The following is a 17,167-nucleotide window of genomic DNA, read 5'->3' on the forward strand; positions in this document are numbered from 1 at the left end:
AACTTATCGTATGTGATAAGTTTATCGGTTATTAAACCTCTGTCTTCGATGAGAACCTCTGGGGCGGGAATCGTTGATGGCAGCCCTGAATCAAATATTAAATACATCAGGCTTTCACCATAAATATCTGCTTTGTGTAGTGTATGAAAAAGCCCGCTACCTTGGGATTTCAGGCAGTTATTCTTCGAAGCGCTTCGCAAAGTTATTATCTCTGCCTTGGACAGCATCTCTTTATCCTCTATTTTGTTGTTATGCATGGATAGCCAAGGAGCAACGGATGCTTAATTTATTGATATTAATTCTGTTCATTGTTTTCAGTTCACCGATAGTTGCGGCTGAAATTTTTGTTTCGAATACAGAAAAGAATTGCCCCGAATGGTCGCAGGACAAATTACAACGTGAAACTAACAGCTTGATGCAACAGATGGCGCACTGGGATCAGCTCTATCGTCAGAAAGGGATCAGCGAGATCGATGATGAGGTTTATGATCAATTAATGTCGGAGCTGACTCATTGGCAATTCTGTCTGAAACAAGCACCCCATTCAGATTTTCCTGTGGAAGTTTTTCCCGATAATAAGCTTGTTCATCCGGTTGCTCATACCGGATTAAGTAAACTGAAAGACAAGCAGGAAATTAACCGATGGTTGCACGGTAGATTACCTGTCTGGTTACAGCCAAAGATTGATGGTGTAGCGGTAACATTGGTTTATCAGAACGGGAAACTTGTTTCATTAATCAGCCGGGGCAATGGTGCCGAAGGGGTAAATTGGACAGCAAAAAGCCGATATATTCCCGATATTCCGCAGAATATAGAAAATGCTCCACCTGATTTGGTATTGCAAGGAGAACTCTTTCTGCATAAAGAGGAGCATAGACAGCAATTATTGGGGAGTGATGGCGCTCGTAATCGGGTTGCGGGTTTGATGATGCGTAAGGACCATTCGTCAGAATTAAAACAAATAGGTTTGTTTATCTGGAGCTGGCCGGATGGCCCTGCGGAGATGGAAAGTAAATTGCGCAAACTGGCAGATATGGGGTTTCCATTGGCGCTTCGCTACAGTCATAAAATAGAGGAACCAGAGCAGGTGCAGAAACTGCGGATGCACTATTTTGAACAACCCATGCTTTTTGCTACAGACGGTATCGTGCTGAAACAGGAAATTGAACCTAAAGGAAACCAGTGGCGGTCTGGATCTAACAGTTGGGCTGTGGCATGGAAACACCCTTTACGCCATCAGGTTACACAAGTCAGGGAAGTTAATTTTACTATTGGCAGAACGGGCAAAATCTCAGTGGTTCTTGGGCTGGATAAAGTGAAACTGGATGATCGGCAGATAAGCAGAGTCAATATTGGTTCTGTTCGTCGTTGGCGGCAGTTGGATGTATTACCGGGGGATCGGGTGACGCTGACATTGGCAGGCCATGGTATCCCGAAATTAGCTCAGGTGGTATGGCGGATCAAAGAGCGTCAGGATATTCAGCCACCGGATAAGCAGCATTATCATGCACTAAGTTGTTTGACGTTAACGGTGGGTTGTGAACAACAATTTAATGCACGATTGAAATGGCTTGGTGAAAATCTGCAAATGACAGGTGTCAGTAGCGGTAGTTGGGCAATGTTGACCGAACGGAAGTTAGTCACTGATTTAACCGGTTGGTTAGCGCTTTCAGCTCAACAAATTGCGGCCTTACCAGGAATCGGAGATAAACGGGCACAGGCTATTTATTCGCAATTCAGCAAGGCAAAAAATCAGCCTTTTTCCTACTGGATGAAAGGGATTGGAGTGCCTTATATGGATAAGCTGTCTGATAATGTTTATCACTGGCAGCAACTGGAGCAGAAATTAGCCGCGGCACAATTAAAACAACAGCTTACTGTCGGGCAGTTGAAAAAGTTGTCTGATTTTGTCAGTGACGCGCAGATTAAAGCGATTGCAGAGAAACTGTCAGTGGCAGGGATAACGGGTTTTGACCGGGAAAACGGGGTCGTAGTTAACCCCGCTGATATGGCTCAGTGATCGGAGTGTTCGTAATTAAAGACCGGTAATCCAAGACGGTAGCGAATAGCAACCAATCTTGCTGTCAGACCGGCGATCAGGGTAATCAGAACAATGCCGTTTTGCGGTAACGGCGTGTGCTGTAAGCCAATATATAACCAAGCGGCGGTAAAGGAGACACCCGCATAGATCTCTTTCTGGAAAACCAACGGAATGGTGTTACACAACATATCGCGTAACACACCACCGAAAACACCGGTAATAACCGCCGCAATGGAAGCAATGATAGGGCCATGGTTCATCTCCAGCGCAATCTGTGCGCCAAGAATGGAGAAGACAATCAAGCCAATGGCATCAAGGATCAGAAACAGGCGGCGCAAATGTTTCATCATCGGCGCAACCCAAGTGGTGATTACGGCGGCACAGGCAACGGTGACGATATATTCAGGATGCTTAACCCAACCGAGGGGATAATGCCCTAGTAGTATATCTCGAACGGAGCCACCGCCAATCGCAGTTACGGAAGCAATAATAATCACGCCGAACATATCCATTTTACGGCGGCCCGCAGCTAAAGCCCCGGTCATCGCTTCAGCAGTAATACCGATGATATAAAGAACACTTAGTAACATAGAAATGAAATGTACGTAGCATAAAAAAGTAAGAGTAATGTCGAAGTGGTAAAGTCTCGACTGAAATTTTTTAGTTCCATCCATTTCGGATTAATATTATTTATCCGAAAAAACCTGATGCAAGGATAATAAAATGGCCTTTCAGGAACGGCAAATCACGTTAGATAACCGTAGCCACCAGCTTACTAATATTAATGTCTGGACACCAGACAGCCAATGGTTAGCTTATGATGTTCGTCCCAACGGTGCTTCTTTTACTGGTTTAACGATAGAAAAAATTCATGTGCAGAGTGGAAAAACAGAAATTATCTATCAGGCAAAGGAGGGCGCTCATGTTGGCGTGGTGACAGTCAGCCCAACAGAACCTGTCCGATATGCGTTTATTCATGGGCCAGAATGCCCAGATGAGCAATGGCACTATGACTTTCATCACCGTCGGGGCGTCATTGTCAGTGAGGATTCTTCGGGAAAAGCGGTTACGCTGGATGCAATGGATATTACTGCCCCTTATACCCCGGGAGCGTTGCGCGGAGGCAGTCACGTTCATGTATTCAGCCCGGATGGTAGCCGTCTAAGTTTTACTTATAACGACCATGTTATGCATAAGCTTGATCCAGCGCTGGATTTGCGCAATATCGCCGTGGCTGTGCCCCTCAAACCAGTTGAACCACCTAAGCACCATCCCCGTGAATATGATGGTAGCTATTTCTCCGTTGTGGTTAGTACTACTACTTTCCGGCCGGAGCCGGGCAGTGATGATATTAACCGCGCCTATGAAGAGTGTTGGGTAGGTCAAGCAGGATATCGTAAAGCGGATGGTAATTGGCAGCGTTGGGCATTGGCATTTATTGGCGATACTATTTCTGCAACAGGGGAAAAAGTACCGGAAGTCTATATCGTTGATTTACCTGAACAGGATGCTGATTATGCGATAGCAGGGGAAAAACCGCTGCAAGGTACGGAAACAACGTTACCTGCGCCGCCTGCCAGTGTAATGCAGCGTCGTTTGACATTGACCAGCCACAAACGCTGGCCGGGAGTCGTGAATAACCCGCGTCACTGGTTGCGTGTTTCACCGAATGGTGAACAGATTGGTTTTCTAATGAAAGATGATAATGGTATTGTGCAATTGTGGACAATATCGCCAAATGGTGGCGAGCTCCGTCAAATAACTCAGAGTTACTGTGGCATTCAATCTGCTTTTAGTTGGGAAAATAGCGGTCAGTTTGTTGCTTTTATTTGTGATAACAGTGTGATGCTGTGCGATGTACAAAATGGTCAGATGCAACGTTTGACAAAGCGTACAGAAAAAGCGCCTGCTGCGGATGCGGTGGTGATTTCACCGGATAGTCATCATATTGCATTTATGCGTGAAGTCGATGGTTATATGCAAATTTTCCTGGTGGAAACCGGATTGAAATAAATATATTTGCCGTCAGTTCACTCTCCGCTGGTGGCAATAAATAAACCGGAACGGATTATCAATTAATTGGTTTTGGTTTGACGCTGTGCTTTTTCTATTTTTTCAATTCGCTCTTTTGGTGAACTTGTTGATTGATCTTCGTCAGATTTTATATAGTCATAAGGTAATAAGAGAGTATCTAATAGCGCAGAAAAAGGCAGATCAATCGCGAGTAATGGTTTCATTACCCAACCCGTATCTTTGTCTTTTAACATTTCAATGTTAGCTTTAGCTCCGGGATAATAACCGCGGCTAGGCCCTGAATGTGTCATGATGCTGGTGCACCCGCTAATTAACAACCATCCTAATGTGACGCAAAATAGAATTAATTTATTATTCTTCATTGGTTCTATCGATCTCGTATGGCTAAGCCGCTGAAATAGTTTGCTCTTGCATAAGCTTGTTGGGTAATTTTTATTTTCCCAAATCTCTTGATGAAGAGTTTTGACATCAATCACTATAATCAGGTTATACAACATTGACCATAGCCCTGATATCAAAAAGTCGTGAATTTTTTATGTAACAGGATTTTTTTCTGTTTTTTAATTAATAAAAAATAATGTACGTCATCATGATGATTTGGATAGTCTATACCCGTCATCTTTCAAGTTGCTTCTTTGTTAATGGCACTTGCTCACCCCGGTCACATCGTTATCGTGAGTGTTGTGCTCCTTTGGGGGGTGATAAATCCTTATAATTTGTGTGATTAACTGCATCATGGCTATTTAATTTCTGACAGAATCAGTAAGTAAACAGAATTAATCTCCCGGTTTTTTAACTTTTGCTAAAGGAAACGGGTTATGAGTGATATTGCTCTTACAGTGAGTATGTTGGCATTAGCGGCTGCATTTGGATTGTGGATTGGAAACTGTAAAATATATGAAGTTGGATTAGGTATTGGTGGTGCTTCTAACACTACCAATGATTCGTAAACTGAATAAGCAGTTTGGCATATCGGCTGCAAGTCTCATTAATGCGTAATGTACTCTTGCATTAGCCATCAGTAAACGCACAAAAACACGCCTATTCGAGGCATTGGATTTAGAAATTTCTGATTGAATAGAGGCTGCTTAAGGAGAGTGGGCAAACAAGGCGTGTTTCTTTCTCTTCTTTATGCACAAAGCATTCTACAAATTCTGAAAATAATTATGTAAAGTCCTCGTTATCATTTTGCTCCTGCATTTCCGGGCAGGAGCTTTTTTACTATATTGATTTAATTACTATATTGATTTCAGGCTGCTTGCTGATGTGCCCGCTCAATTTCTTCTGCCAAAATCGCAATCCCTTTGGCAATACTTTCCGGATCAGGAACATAATTCATACGCATGCATTCATGAGCATGCGGCCAGTCTTGTTCCAATCCGGGGAAGAAATAGTGACCTGGAACCATTAACACACCACGTTTTTTCAGTCTTTGATAAAGCGTTTCTGTGGTTATCGGCAGATTTTTAAACCACAGCCACAAAAAAATGGCACCTTCTGGTTTATGGATAAGGCAAAGTTCCGCCGGTAGATAACGACGGATAATCTGAATCACGTCTTGAACCCGTTGTTGATAGAACGGGCGGATAATTTCCTGTGACAAACGAAGCAGGTCATTGCGACGGATCATTTCCAATGCCATTGCGGGGCCGACACCGCCCGGCGCAAGGCTGATGATACCATTCATGTTACTGACGGCATTGATGATTTTATCGTTAGCGATAATGATTCCGCAGCGTGAACCGGGCAGCCCTAATTTGGATAGGCTCATGCACAGAATAGTATTAGGGTTCCACAATGGTGTAGCTTCGCTAAAAATAATACCCGGGAATGGCACGCCATAAGCATTATCAATGAGTAATGGAATCTGGTGTTGTTGAGCCAGATAATCTAGCCGTTGTAACTCTTCATCAGTGATAACGTTACCCGTTGGGTTGGTTGGGCGAGAAACACAGATCAGGCCAATATCTTCGGTAATATTGAGATGGTCAAAATCAACATGATATTTGAATTGGCCTTCTGGCAAGAATTCAATATTGGGTTTATTGGCAACAAATAAGCCTTCATCCAGCCCTGAGTCAGAATAACCAATATATTCCGGTGCTAGTGGAAACAGCACTTTGCGGACAGAGCCATCTTCTCCGCGCCCAGCTAGCAGGTTAAATAGATAAAAGAACGCACTTTGGCTGCCATTGGTCAAGGCAATATTTTGTGTACCAATTTCCCAGCCAAGTTTTTCGCGCAGCATCTCTGCCAATGCTCGAATTAGCGTATCTTTACCCTGAGGGCCATCATAGTTGCATAGTGTTTCCGTGAGTTGGCCGCTTGCGACCATCTCTGTCAGTAATTGCTGAAAATAGTCATCCATTTCCGGGATATGTGCCGGATTACCACCACCCAGCATAATTGCACCAGGTGTCCGCAACCCTTGATTAAGGTCATTCATCAGGCGGGTTATACCTGCGTCTTGTGTAAACTTGTTACCGAATTGAGAAAAAATCATAGCCGTGTTCGTTGTCGGTGTGTTATTTAAAGTAGAAGAAATAACACCATACCCTTCGTATTATCGAGGTGCAATCTGGAAAATTATGACTATTAATTATTTAATATGGCATTTAATTTAACATTTAAAATAAAGAGCTAAATGTTTGGTTAATATCCAGTTTTATTATTGGTGTTAATCTTGAGACTATTGTAATTCACTGAATTTATTTTCTACATAAACAGTCAGTTATATGGTCATTGACCAAGCCAGTTGCCTGCATAAATGCATAGCAAGTGGTACTGCCGATAAATTTAAACCCCCTTTTTTTCAGTGCTTGTGATAACTCATCTGAAAGATCTGTTTTTATCGGCACCTCTGTGATGGTTTTCCACTGATTAATAATCGGTTTGTTATCAACAAAACGCCAGATAAAGGTGCTGAATTCTTCACCCTGTTGTTGCATTTTAAGATATGCCCGCGCATTGTTGATAATAGCGTTAATTTTGGCGCGATTGCGGACAATAGCGGGATCAAGCATCAGCCGTGCCACATCATTTTCATCCATGACGGCAATTTTTACCGGGTCAAACTGATGAAAACATTTACGATAGCCTTCGCGTTTTTTCAGAATAGTCAGCCATGATAGCCCAGATTGTTGCCCTTCCAGACAAATCATTTCAAACAACTTTTGGCTATCTTGTAGCGGTTTCCCCCATTCATTGTCGTGATAAGCCAGATATTGAGGATCAGAGGTAACCCAATGGCAGCGTGTTAATTCCATACGTGTTAATTCCAATAGTCGTTACTTTCAGTATGAGTGGTTGGTCATTGACAGTACCTTAACTGTATAGATATACAAGTAAAATAACCAAATTGAGATTTTTTTATTTCAAGGCGAAATTAAGAGCGAATTCAGTGCTGTATATCTTAAAGTCAAAGGGTATACTGGCCTACTTCCTTTCAAATTCATATGTATCGCGTGCGGATCCAACATGCAAAAGTTTGATACCAAGACCTTTCAGGGGCTGATCCTGACATTACAGGATTATTGGGCGCGCCAGGGCTGCACCATTGTCCAACCACTGGACATGGAAGTTGGCGCGGGTACTTCTCATCCCATAACTTGCCTGCGTGCACTTGGCCCGGAGCCAATTGCTGCTGCTTATGTACAACCTTCTCGCCGTCCGACCGATGGCCGTTATGGTGAAAACCCTAACCGTTTACAGCATTACTATCAGTTTCAGGTCATTATTAAACCATCCCCAGACAATATTCAGGAATTGTATCTGGATTCTCTGAAGGCGCTAGGGTTAGACCCGACGGTTCATGACATCCGTTTTGTTGAAGATAACTGGGAAAACCCAACGTTAGGCGCTTGGGGATTGGGTTGGGAAGTGTGGCTTAACGGGATGGAAGTGACTCAGTTTACTTACTTCCAACAGGTAGGTGGTCTTGAGTGTAAACCTGTCACGGGTGAAATCACTTACGGTCTTGAGCGTCTGGCAATGTATATCCAAGGCGTAGACAGTGTTTATGATCTGGTTTGGTGTGATGGCCCGCTGGGCAAAACCACCTATGGCGATATTTATCATCAAAATGAAGTGGAACAATCCACTTATAATTTTGAACATGCAGATGTTGATTTCCTGTTTACCTGCTTCGAACAATATGAAAAAGAGGCTCAGGACCTGCTGGCATTAGAAACGCCGCTACCGTTGCCAGCTTATGAACGTATTCTCAAAGCGGGCCATACATTCAACTTGCTGGATGCCCGTAAAGCTATCTCGGTGACTGAACGCCAGCGTTATATCCTGCGTATTCGCACCCTGACCAAAGCTGTTGCCGAAGCATATTATGCCTCCCGCGAGGCGTTAGGCTTCCCTATGTGTAACAAGAATCAGAACTAAGAGGCTGTCATGACTCAACAGACTTTCCTGGTGGAAATCGGCACAGAAGAGTTGCCGCCGAAGGCTCTTCGTTCATTAGCTGAAGCATTTGCTGCTAATTTTGCGGCGGAGTTGGATAACGCGAATTTAGCGTATGGTGAAATCAGTTGGTTTGCCACGCCGCGTCGTCTGGCACTAAAAGTTGCTAATCTGGATGAGGCGCAAGCTGATCGTGAAGTCGAAAAACGCGGTCCAGCGATTGCTCAGGCATTTGATACTGAGGGTAAACCGACAAAAGCGGCTGAAGGTTGGGCTCGCGGTTGTGGTATCACGGCTGCTCAGGCTGAACGTTTAGTGACAGATAAAGGCGAATGGCTGTTGTATCGTGCGCTGGTTAAAGGCCGTAGTGTCAAAGAGTTGCTGGCGGCTATGGTTAACAGTGCACTAAATAAGTTGCCAATTCCTAAATTGATGCGTTGGAGCGATAAAGAGACTCAGTTTGCTCGCCCAGTTCATACCGTTACCATGTTGTTTGGTGATGAACTGATTGAAGGCGAAATTCTGGGTATTAAATCCGCACGTGTCATTCGTGGTCACCGCTTTATGGGTGAATCTGAATTTGCGATTGATAATGCAGAGCAGTATCCAGAGATTTTGCAGCAACGTGGTAGAGTGCTTGCAGATTATACAACCCGTAAGGTACTCATTAAGCAGGATGTAGAACAGGCGGCGATTAAGCTAGGCGGCGTTGCTGATATCAGTGACAGTTTACTGGAAGAGGTGACTTCATTGGTTGAATGGCCGGTTGTGCTGACAGCGAAATTTGAAGAGAAATTCCTTGAAGTGCCAGCCGAAGCATTGGTTTACACCATGAAAGGTGACCAGAAATACTTCCCGGTTTACGACAATGCGGGCAAATTGATGGCAAACTTTATCTTTGTTGCCAACATTGACTCTTCTGATCCACAACAAATCATTGACGGTAACGAGAAGGTGGTTCGTCCACGTTTGGCCGACGCAGAATTTTTCTTTAAGACGGATCGTAAACAGCGTCTGGAAGATAATTTACCTCGTCTGGAGACGGTTTTGTTCCAGAAACAACTTGGTACTTTGCGTGATAAAACGGATCGTATTCAGGCGTTGGCCGGTTGGATTGCAGAGAAAATTGGCGCTGATGTGAATCATGCTACCCGTGCGGGTTTGTTGTCCAAATGTGACTTGATGACCAACATGGTATTTGAGTTCACCGATACACAAGGTGTGATGGGAATGCATTACGCCCGTCATGACGGTGAAGCAGAGGATGTTGCTCTGGCATTGAATGAGCAGTATCAACCGCGTTTTGCGGGGGATGAACTGCCTTCTACAGGCGTTTCTTGTGCGTTAGCGATCGCTGACAAAATGGATACTCTGGCGGGTATTTTTGGTATTGGTCAGCATCCGAGAGGCGATAAAGATCCGTTTGCGCTGCGTCGTGCTGCGTTGGGTGCTCTACGTATTATCGTTGAGAAAAAATTGCCACTGGATTTGCAGACACTGACAGAAGAAGCAGTTCGCCTGTATGGTGATAAGCTGACAAATGCCAAGGTTACGGATGATGTGGTGGAATTTATGCTTGGCCGTTTCCGTGCTTGGTATCAGGAGCAGGGCTACCGCGTCGATACCATTCAAGCGGTATTAGCACGTCGTCCAACGCAGCCTGCTGATTTCGATGCTCGTGTTAAAGCGGTGACCCACTTCCGTACACTGGATGAAGCCGCAGCGTTAGCCGCGGCGAATAAGCGCGTTTCTAACATTCTGGCGAAGTCTGAAGAGACATTGAACGAGAAAGTAGATGTTTCTACGTTGAAAGCGCCAGAAGAGGTGAAACTGGCAACGCATCTGATAGTTTTACAGGATAAGCTGGCGCCTTTGTTTGCCGAAGGGCACTATCAGGAAGCGTTGGTTGAGTTGGCATCTTTGCGTGAAGTTGTTGATGCTTTCTTTGACAATGTGATGGTGATGGATGAAGACTTACAGGTGCGAGTAAATCGCTTAACTTTGTTAAGTGAGTTGCGTGACTTGTTCCTGAGAGTGGCAGATATTTCGTTACTGCAATAATGACCTGAAATAGTCAATTCCGGCTGTTGTGAAATGCGATAGCCGGAACTTAATGCCCTTGGCATTGATTTTACCGAGGTTTTGGTTGGTATGGGGTTAACCTATCTGATCTGGAGCGTATCACCTTGACTAAAGTTGCGAAGGAAAAAGCATTACCGTTTGAAATGCGAGCACCTAATAAATTGACTGCCGAAACTTTGGCTAAGAGTGATCGTGGTGAAGACATTCGTCAGGCAAAGGATGCTGATGATTTATTCGATCAGCTTGGTATCTGATGCGTCAGCCAAGATATTCAAGTCAATTTAAGCGTGATGTGAAATCTGTGAGAAAGTGCGACATCACTGGCTTTCAGTTGTTTTTATCAGCAACTAATCTCTGGTTATCAAAAAGGTATTGACGGCCTGTAGCGAGCGCAGTAAGATTCGGCTCGTTTTCGGCGAGTAGCGCAGCTTGGTAGCGCAACTGGTTTGGGACCAGTGGGTCGGAGGTTCGAATCCTCTCTCGCCGACCAGAATTTAGAGAACCCCGCTTTTTGAGCGGGGTTTTTTCTTTTGTGCTTCATTCGTTAACAGTAGTGAAAATTCAACGTCTCTACGGTGATTTTCAGATAAAGGCGACTATTCCTTGATAGCAGAAGATGCTATTGGATCAAAACTCAAAAGGAGTTTAGAAGGTCCTCGTGTATACACGCCTGTTTCTTGATAATGATAGTGATCAGCAAAACGTAAATTATGCAGGAGATCCAAAATAATATTGGATGAAACTTCCAACTGACTGAGTGAAAATGCAGCCGCAGCACAGGCATGAGTACCTGCACCAAAAGCTAAATGTCTTTTTCGATTTGCTTTCTGTGGAGAAGTGGTATTTTTTCTTCGATATAGATCAAATTCATTTGGTTTGTGAAAAACCGATGGATCACGATTAGCTGCGCCAATCATACAAAATACTACAGCGCCTTTAGGTATATCGATACCAGAAATAGTGACGTCTTCACTCGCCTCTCTTGGAATGAGTTGTACGGGGGATGTCAGACGTAAAGTTTCTTCAAATGCATCTCGAACTAAGCTGCGATCTTTGAGAACTACATCAAGCATACTCGGATTAGATATTAAGTGATTAAGCATCATTGCTAATATCTTGTCAGCAGGTTCTGTAGCCGCTAATAGAATGTTTAAACACAGTGCTGTAATTTCACTCATGGACATCGCTGTATCTTGACAGAATATAGATATAATGTCCTTACTGGGATTACGCCGTCTCTGATCTATTATAGGCTTTAGTAAGCGAATTAATTTCTGACTACATTCAAGACTGTGCATTTTTTCTAGTTCTGTTTGGTCAAACTGGGTAATAAAACTGGCGATACCCTTGTGCCATTCAGCTATATCACGATAGTTATCACTTGGCAGTCCGAGAATACTTAATGTCACTAATACGGCATAATCGCGGCCAAAGTCATTAACAATATCTATATTTCCTTTTTCCATATAAGGTTGTAAGAGATCTTCAGTAATCTTTCGAATCATGGGTTCGTAGTAGCGATTAAAATAATCTCTTGAAAGTCCTTGCATTATGAATTTTCGTTTACACGCATGCTCTTCACCTTCCATTTGAGCAAGAACGCGATCCCCCATAACCGGTTCGGCAAGTGCAGTTAATGGCTTAGTATTGAAAATTGAGGATTTTAAAATAGCGTCAACATCCTCATATTTGCCAATAAAATAGCTATTTTGGGATTGTTCAAAATAAACTAAATCTTGTTTATGCAAAATGTCGTAAAAATCGTAAGGATTTTTTATGAATTTGGGATCGTGAATGTTGAAAGAGCTTAATTTAGCCATTATTTTGCTTCCTTTCTAAAGATATTTGGTACTAAGAGCGTATTAACTTTAAACGCAGTGACTATTTCATCAGACTGTTTGTGTTTTATAATTGAGTGACGATTCCGTAACTTTGTTTATCTGCTACTTGTATAGGATAACTACCGTTAAATAACCCTTTTCCGATTGACCAAGGGCGGTGATAAAGTAACGTAGAATACTTTACCCCAAGTAATCGAGGGGTATTGAGGTAAAAAGGAATTTCAGCGAAAATATATGGCAACGCTTTATATACTAATTGTAGGTCAATTTGACCAAAGTATTGCCCAGTACCTTTTAGTCGCCCTTTTATGGCTTGAAAGGACATATCAAGACAGCTTTTTTTAAAAGATTCTGATTCATTAAACGCGTTTTCAACTTGTGTTTTAAGAGATTGGTAGTCATGGTTTAGTGAAAAGTCACTAAATTGGATGACTCTGATTTGCTTACTTTTCAATGTTGCTGTGGAAATAACATAATCAAGGTTACGTAAATGACGTCTAATTTCGCGATGTGTTTTTTTGATAGCTTTAACATTATCAATTCCACTAGCGACTAAAAGGCGTGAAGCTTCACGTTCACAAGGTAATAATATGTCGACTTGTCGGAAATAATGACTTGACCACTGAATAAGGTCCACTACATAGTCTTTTGAAAAACGCGAGTTAAAGGGGCTTATCCCTATTAGCGCGTGATCACCTTTTTGAATAATTTGGTCACAACGAGAGGTTTCACCTTGGACAGTAAATGATGGTGAATTCTCGTGCAGCAATGTTGAATGGGCTGATAATATTTGATTGTTCGTTTCTTTTAAGCATTTTTTTCAGTAGATAACATTTCCATTGACTTTCCATTTTTTAATGTAATTCCACATAATCCTGTATAAATTACGCTATTTAACTTGAGATTTATTTAATCTCTTGTATCAGTAATCCTGTAGGAAAATTACGTATATACCCGTCATCTTTCAAGTTGCTTCTGTGTTGGCTACACTCGCTCACCCCGGTCACATAGTTCTCTATGCTCCCGGGGATTCTCTCCCTTGCCGCCGCGATGCATCTTGAAATCCATAGGTATAGACTAATAATATCATAGTAAAAAATAACATTTAATTACTATCCATGATATTTAATTTATCCATCTGAGAAATATATCTCATTCATTAAATGACTTGTTTGAAAAAACATAAGAATAGTGTATGAATATTATATTCTATGAGCATCAAATGGAATGTAAATATGAAATTAAATGACATAGGTAACATAGTTTTACTAGAAATTAATAAGTTTAGAATAAACGATAATCGAGTATTTTCGAAGCGTGAATATCAAAATTTTATCAGTAGGCATAAAGACAGGATATTTTTGCATATCGTTAATACGTTAGAAAAAGAAGGTAAGATACGGCTAAACATGACATTGATTGACTGTTCGACAGGAAATATTAAAGATGAATCCGCAATAACAAAAGGAATAAAATATCGGAAATTTAATTTTTGGAATAAGAGAATAATAGGTGATATATGTCTTCATATAATGGCGTAATATATGGGGTTATTTTTTGCCTCATCAGTGCAGCATTTGATGTGTTTGTTGCGTATTTAACGCAATCGATAAATTCAGCTATTGTTATCTTTTATTGCTTTATATCATCTACTTTATTATTTATGATGATAAGTATTTTCAAAGGGATTGATCAATTAATTGTGAAGGTCCGCAAGAACACCTTATTGGTGTTAATTGTTAATATCTCAATTCTATTAAATTGGGGGGGATTAATCATTTCGCTACGTTTTCTTGAGCCTGCAATAGTGGGGGTAGCTTCAGTGGCTTGTGGTCCTGCGATAACAATCCTCCTTTCATCTTTTATCGATAAAAACGAGGCAAAAACAGAAAAATTGGAAGTCGTCATATCTTGGTTAGTTCTCATTGGTGTAGGTGTGATGCTAGTGAATGTATTTTTAGGAAATAGTGGATTATCATCAACCTCAACTCAGGATAGGATTATTGGCATTGTTAGTGTGATAATTGGTGCTGTAGGAACGGTGTTATACACTATTTTTTCTAAGAAATTATTCAAGGAAAAATGGCAAACATATGAGATATTGTCTGTTAGAAGTATTTTAATGGTGATACTTTCATTTTGTTATATTTCACTCTCCGATGTTTCTCTTAGTTTGAATATTGATATGATTCTTCCGATGTTGATTCTTGTTGCTGTCGGGCACTTACTTCCAATTTATCTCGTACTGAAGGCAATTAATGCCATTACCCCCCTTCATGTCTCTTTATTATTTTTACTGATACCTGTATTTACGATTCTTTTCCAATATCTTGATTCACGTATCGCGTTTTCTGTTGAAAGTTTGATTGCAGCTTCGGTTATAGTTTCTTTATTAATCATTCTTGGTGTGAGTAAGATAAAAAAGACAAATAGGGTATAAAGATGTTATCCAACAAAATTATGAAGAAATTAGGAGAATTGAAGAATGAGGTGAATATTTGAAACCTATCTAGCATTAATAGCGACCTGATAATGGCAACGGTCGTTAATTTACTAGTTAATTATTAATGAAACCAGAAGCGATGAAAAGTAGATAAACGAGTAACGGGTTTTTGTATTTATTTATATTATTAATGTTATACTTATTTAACTTATTTTTCAGGTGCCGACTTTATTCGGCACACAGCATTTTATGCCAGTTATCATCTTTTTCTCTGAAATAATCGTTTACTAATTAATCAAACAGCCACAAATTTTGCGCACAGGTTAACAGTGGTTAATCCTGCATCCATGAGCTTTTTATGGTCTTTTTGTCTATAAAATGTGCGCATTGTCATGTTTTTGTGCTAACTATGTTAATTATTAGTTTCCTTTGTGTTTTCCTGTTGTTTATGACATCTGTTGAGATCTTATTGACGCAAGAGACAACAGTTGTTTAATTGATAAGCTGAAAATAATAAACAAAATCTAGACAGCGCAGTTTCTGACAGGAAGTGCGGATTCTGGCTGTACATAACAACATCACAAATGGAGTGCAAGAAAATGACAACTTTCTCTAAAAGAGCGAAGTTATTGAAGCTAGGGGTCAGCTTAGTTGCATTGGCCGTAACCGCCAGCGTTCAGGCAAAAACATTGGTTTACTGCTCCGAAGGCTCACCGGAAGGCTTTAATCCACAATTGTTCACCGCTGGCACAACTTATGATGCCAGCTCCAGACCACTGTATAACCGTTTGGTTGAGTTCAAAACAGGTACAACTGAAATTATCCCGAGCTTGGCTGAAAGATGGGATATTAGCGATGATGGTAAAGTTTACACTTTTCATCTGCGCAAAGGTGTTAAGTGGCACGATAGCAAAGACTTCAAACCAAGCCGAGAATTTAATGCTGATGATGTGATCTACACTTTCATGCGGCAAAAAGATGCAAATCACCCATACCACAAGGTGTCAGGCGGCAGCTATGAATATTTCATTGGCATGGGTATGAGTGAGATGATCAATAAGGTTGAAAAAGTAGACGATTATACTGTCCGGATTGAATTGAGCCGCCCGGAAGCCCCATTCCTGGCTGACTTAGGCATGGATTTCGCCTCTATTATGTCAGCAGAATATGCAGATAAGATGATGAAAGCCGGTACACCGGAGAAAGTCGATCTGAATCCAATTGGTACAGGACCGTTCCAGTTGGTGCAATATCAGAAAGATTCTCGCATTCTGTATAAAGCCTTCAAAGAATATTGGGGAGATAAAGCCAAAGTTGACCGGCTAGTTTTCTCTATTACTCCTGATGCATCCGTTCGTTATGCAAAATTACAGAAAAACGAATGTCAGATCATGCCATATCCAAATCCGGCGGATATTGCCCGCATGAAACAGGATAAAGATATCGTTTTGCTGGAACAGCCGGGTCTGAATGTCGGTTATGTCGCTTTCAATGTCATTAAAAAGCCATTGGATAACGTCAAAGTTCGTCAAGCGTTGACGATGGCAGTCAATAAAGATGCTATCGTTGAAGCGGTTTATCAGGGCGCTGGTCAGAAAGCCAAAAATCTGATCCCACCAACCATGTGGGGTTACGACAATGATCTTAAAGATTATCAGTACGATCCAGAAAAAGCGAAACAGCTCCTAAAAGAAGCAGGGATGGGAAGTGGTTTTACTATTGATCTGTGGGCAATGCCGGTACAGCGTCCATACAACCCGAATGCCCGTCGTATGGCTGAAATGGTCCAGGCTGACTGGGGAAAAATTGGTGTTAAGGCCAAAATTGTCAGCTATGAATGGGGCGAATATTTGAAGCGAGCTAAAGATGGCGAGCATCAAATTGTCATGATGGGTTGGACGGGAGACAATGGTGATCCAGATAACTTCTTCGCAACTTTGTTTAGCTGTGCAGCCAAAGAGCGAGGTTCCAACTACTCTAAATGGTGTTACAAACCGTTTGAAGATGCTATACAGCCAGCCCGCATCGTTTCTGAGCATGCTAAACGTGTTGAGCTTTATAAACAGGCTCAAGCTGTGATGCACGAACAGGTTCCAGCCCTGATTGTGGCTCATTCCACGGTGTATGAACCGATCCGTAAAGAGGTCAAAGGTTACGTCGTTGATCCTCTAGGCAGACATATTTTCAGCAACGTGTCTCTCGAATAATCCTGTTCTGACTTAAGGTATTGATTAAATTGTGAGCCAAAGGGGGAAAGTCCTCCCCCTTATCAAGCCAAACGGCCTGAGAGCTGTAACCGGCATTTAAAAAAAGAGA

Annotated in this window: 13 protein-coding genes, 1 tRNA gene and 1 pseudogene; 9 read left to right on the forward strand and 6 right to left on the reverse strand. The window is 41.8% G+C overall.

The features are described from left to right. Positions 1 to 76 precede the first annotated feature (76 nt). Positions 77 to 2,020: an NAD-dependent DNA ligase LigB gene (ligB, locus tag PluTT01m_RS01470; RefSeq protein ID WP_228956799.1), complete on the forward strand. Its 1,944-nt coding sequence runs from the start codon at positions 77 to 79 to the stop codon at positions 2,018 to 2,020. Here ligB and PluTT01m_RS01475 read toward each other — a convergent pair. Next, positions 2,014 to 2,631: a trimeric intracellular cation channel family protein gene (locus PluTT01m_RS01475; protein WP_011144685.1), complete on the reverse strand. Its 618-nt coding sequence runs from the start codon at positions 2,629 to 2,631 to the stop codon at positions 2,014 to 2,016. The genes ligB and PluTT01m_RS01475 overlap by 7 nt on opposite strands. A 133-nt stretch (positions 2,632 to 2,764) precedes the next feature. Here PluTT01m_RS01475 and PluTT01m_RS01480 point away from each other — a divergent pair, with 133 nt between their 5' ends. Further along, complete coding sequence (locus PluTT01m_RS01480; protein ID WP_011144686.1) at positions 2,765 to 4,054, forward strand: YidR family protein; 1,290 nt, start codon at positions 2,765 to 2,767, stop codon at positions 4,052 to 4,054. Between the two features lie 62 nt (positions 4,055 to 4,116). On the opposite strand, the gene PluTT01m_RS01485 is transcribed toward PluTT01m_RS01480, so the two are convergent. Further along, positions 4,117 to 4,437 (reverse strand): YceK/YidQ family lipoprotein, encoded by a 321-nt coding sequence (locus PluTT01m_RS01485; RefSeq protein WP_011144687.1) that lies wholly within the window; start codon positions 4,435 to 4,437, stop codon positions 4,117 to 4,119. Between the two features lie 456 nt (positions 4,438 to 4,893). Between PluTT01m_RS01485 and PluTT01m_RS27825 the strand changes: the two genes are divergently transcribed. Beyond that, positions 4,894 to 5,025 carry a hypothetical protein gene (locus PluTT01m_RS27825; protein WP_255562389.1) on the forward strand — a complete coding sequence of 44 codons (132 nt, stop codon included), beginning with the start codon at positions 4,894 to 4,896 and terminating at the stop codon, positions 5,023 to 5,025. A 299-nt stretch (positions 5,026 to 5,324) separates the two neighbouring features. Here PluTT01m_RS27825 and PluTT01m_RS01490 read toward each other — a convergent pair whose 3' ends face one another. Both PluTT01m_RS01490 and PluTT01m_RS01495 read right to left on the reverse strand, forming a co-directional pair. Continuing rightward, complete coding sequence (locus PluTT01m_RS01490; protein WP_011144689.1) at positions 5,325 to 6,578, reverse strand: valine--pyruvate transaminase; 1,254 nt, start codon at positions 6,576 to 6,578, stop codon at positions 5,325 to 5,327. Between the two features lie 205 nt (positions 6,579 to 6,783). Further along, entirely contained in the window at positions 6,784 to 7,341 is a 558-nt protein-coding gene (locus tag PluTT01m_RS01495; RefSeq protein WP_041379871.1) for a DNA-3-methyladenine glycosylase I, read from the reverse strand. A gap of 211 nt (positions 7,342 to 7,552) precedes the next feature. Between PluTT01m_RS01495 and glyQ the strand changes: the two genes are divergently transcribed. The 4 genes and pseudogenes from glyQ (at position 7,553) to PluTT01m_RS01515 (ending at position 11,057) form a co-directional block, all read left to right on the forward strand. Then, positions 7,553 to 8,467: a glycine--tRNA ligase subunit alpha gene (gene glyQ / locus PluTT01m_RS01500; RefSeq protein ID WP_011144691.1), complete on the forward strand. Its 915-nt coding sequence runs from the start codon at positions 7,553 to 7,555 to the stop codon at positions 8,465 to 8,467. A gap of 9 nt (positions 8,468 to 8,476) precedes the next feature. Next, complete coding sequence (gene glyS, locus PluTT01m_RS01505) at positions 8,477 to 10,546, forward strand: glycine--tRNA ligase subunit beta (protein ID WP_011144692.1); 2,070 nt, start codon at positions 8,477 to 8,479, stop codon at positions 10,544 to 10,546. A 63-nt stretch (positions 10,547 to 10,609) separates the two neighbouring features. After that, a pseudogene (locus PluTT01m_RS01510) lies at positions 10,610 to 10,821 on the forward strand (type II toxin-antitoxin system RelB/DinJ family antitoxin). A gap of 159 nt (positions 10,822 to 10,980) precedes the next feature. Beyond that, positions 10,981 to 11,057 (forward strand) — tRNA-Pro (locus PluTT01m_RS01515). A 106-nt stretch (positions 11,058 to 11,163) separates the two neighbouring features. On the opposite strand, the gene PluTT01m_RS01520 is transcribed toward PluTT01m_RS01515, so the two are convergent. Further along, positions 11,164 to 12,387: a cytochrome P450, cyclodipeptide synthase-associated gene (locus tag PluTT01m_RS01520; RefSeq protein WP_011144693.1), complete on the reverse strand. Its 1,224-nt coding sequence runs from the start codon at positions 12,385 to 12,387 to the stop codon at positions 11,164 to 11,166. An 85-nt stretch (positions 12,388 to 12,472) separates the two neighbouring features. Beyond that, positions 12,473 to 13,177 (reverse strand): tRNA-dependent cyclodipeptide synthase, encoded by a 705-nt coding sequence (locus PluTT01m_RS01525; protein WP_011144694.1) that lies wholly within the window; start codon positions 13,175 to 13,177, stop codon positions 12,473 to 12,475. Between the two features lie 750 nt (positions 13,178 to 13,927). On the opposite strand from PluTT01m_RS01525, the gene PluTT01m_RS01535 reads away from it, so the two are divergent. Together PluTT01m_RS01535 and dppA are read left to right on the forward strand one after the other, a co-directional pair. Beyond that, positions 13,928 to 14,848, forward strand: a complete 921-nt coding sequence (locus PluTT01m_RS01535) for an EamA family transporter (protein WP_011144696.1) — start codon at positions 13,928 to 13,930, stop codon at positions 14,846 to 14,848. Positions 14,849 to 15,450: 602 nt separating this feature from the next. Next, complete coding sequence (gene dppA / locus PluTT01m_RS01540; RefSeq protein ID WP_011144697.1) at positions 15,451 to 17,058, forward strand: dipeptide ABC transporter periplasmic-binding protein DppA; 1,608 nt, start codon at positions 15,451 to 15,453, stop codon at positions 17,056 to 17,058. The last annotated feature ends 109 nt before the right edge of the window (positions 17,059 to 17,167 follow it).

The organism is Photorhabdus laumondii subsp. laumondii, assembly GCF_003343245.1.
Taxonomy (GTDB): Bacteria; Pseudomonadota; Gammaproteobacteria; order Enterobacterales; family Enterobacteriaceae; genus Photorhabdus; species Photorhabdus laumondii.

What these genes read in the sequence shown, in the direction of transcription:
- ligB (WP_228956799.1), top strand. Translation starts at nt 77, where the DNA reads ATGGCAGCCCTGAATCAAATATTAAATACATCAGGCTTTCACCATAAA.
- PluTT01m_RS01475 (WP_011144685.1), bottom strand. Translation starts at nt 2,631, where the DNA reads ATGTTACTAAGTGTTCTTTATATCATCGGTATTACTGCTGAAGCGATG.
- PluTT01m_RS01480 (WP_011144686.1), top strand. Translation starts at nt 2,765, where the DNA reads ATGGCCTTTCAGGAACGGCAAATCACGTTAGATAACCGTAGCCACCAG.
- PluTT01m_RS01485 (WP_011144687.1), bottom strand. Translation starts at nt 4,437, where the DNA reads ATGAAGAATAATAAATTAATTCTATTTTGCGTCACATTAGGATGGTTG.
- PluTT01m_RS27825 (WP_255562389.1), top strand. Translation starts at nt 4,894, where the DNA reads ATGAGTGATATTGCTCTTACAGTGAGTATGTTGGCATTAGCGGCTGCA.
- PluTT01m_RS01490 (WP_011144689.1), bottom strand. Translation starts at nt 6,578, where the DNA reads ATGATTTTTTCTCAATTCGGTAACAAGTTTACACAAGACGCAGGTATA.
- PluTT01m_RS01495 (WP_041379871.1), bottom strand. Translation starts at nt 7,341, where the DNA reads ATGGAATTAACACGCTGCCATTGGGTTACCTCTGATCCTCAATATCTG.
- glyQ (WP_011144691.1), top strand. Translation starts at nt 7,553, where the DNA reads ATGCAAAAGTTTGATACCAAGACCTTTCAGGGGCTGATCCTGACATTA.
- glyS (WP_011144692.1), top strand. Translation starts at nt 8,477, where the DNA reads ATGACTCAACAGACTTTCCTGGTGGAAATCGGCACAGAAGAGTTGCCG.
- PluTT01m_RS01520 (WP_011144693.1), bottom strand. Translation starts at nt 12,387, where the DNA reads ATGGCTAAATTAAGCTCTTTCAACATTCACGATCCCAAATTCATAAAA.
- PluTT01m_RS01535 (WP_011144696.1), top strand. Translation starts at nt 13,928, where the DNA reads ATGTCTTCATATAATGGCGTAATATATGGGGTTATTTTTTGCCTCATC.
- dppA (WP_011144697.1), top strand. Translation starts at nt 15,451, where the DNA reads ATGACAACTTTCTCTAAAAGAGCGAAGTTATTGAAGCTAGGGGTCAGC.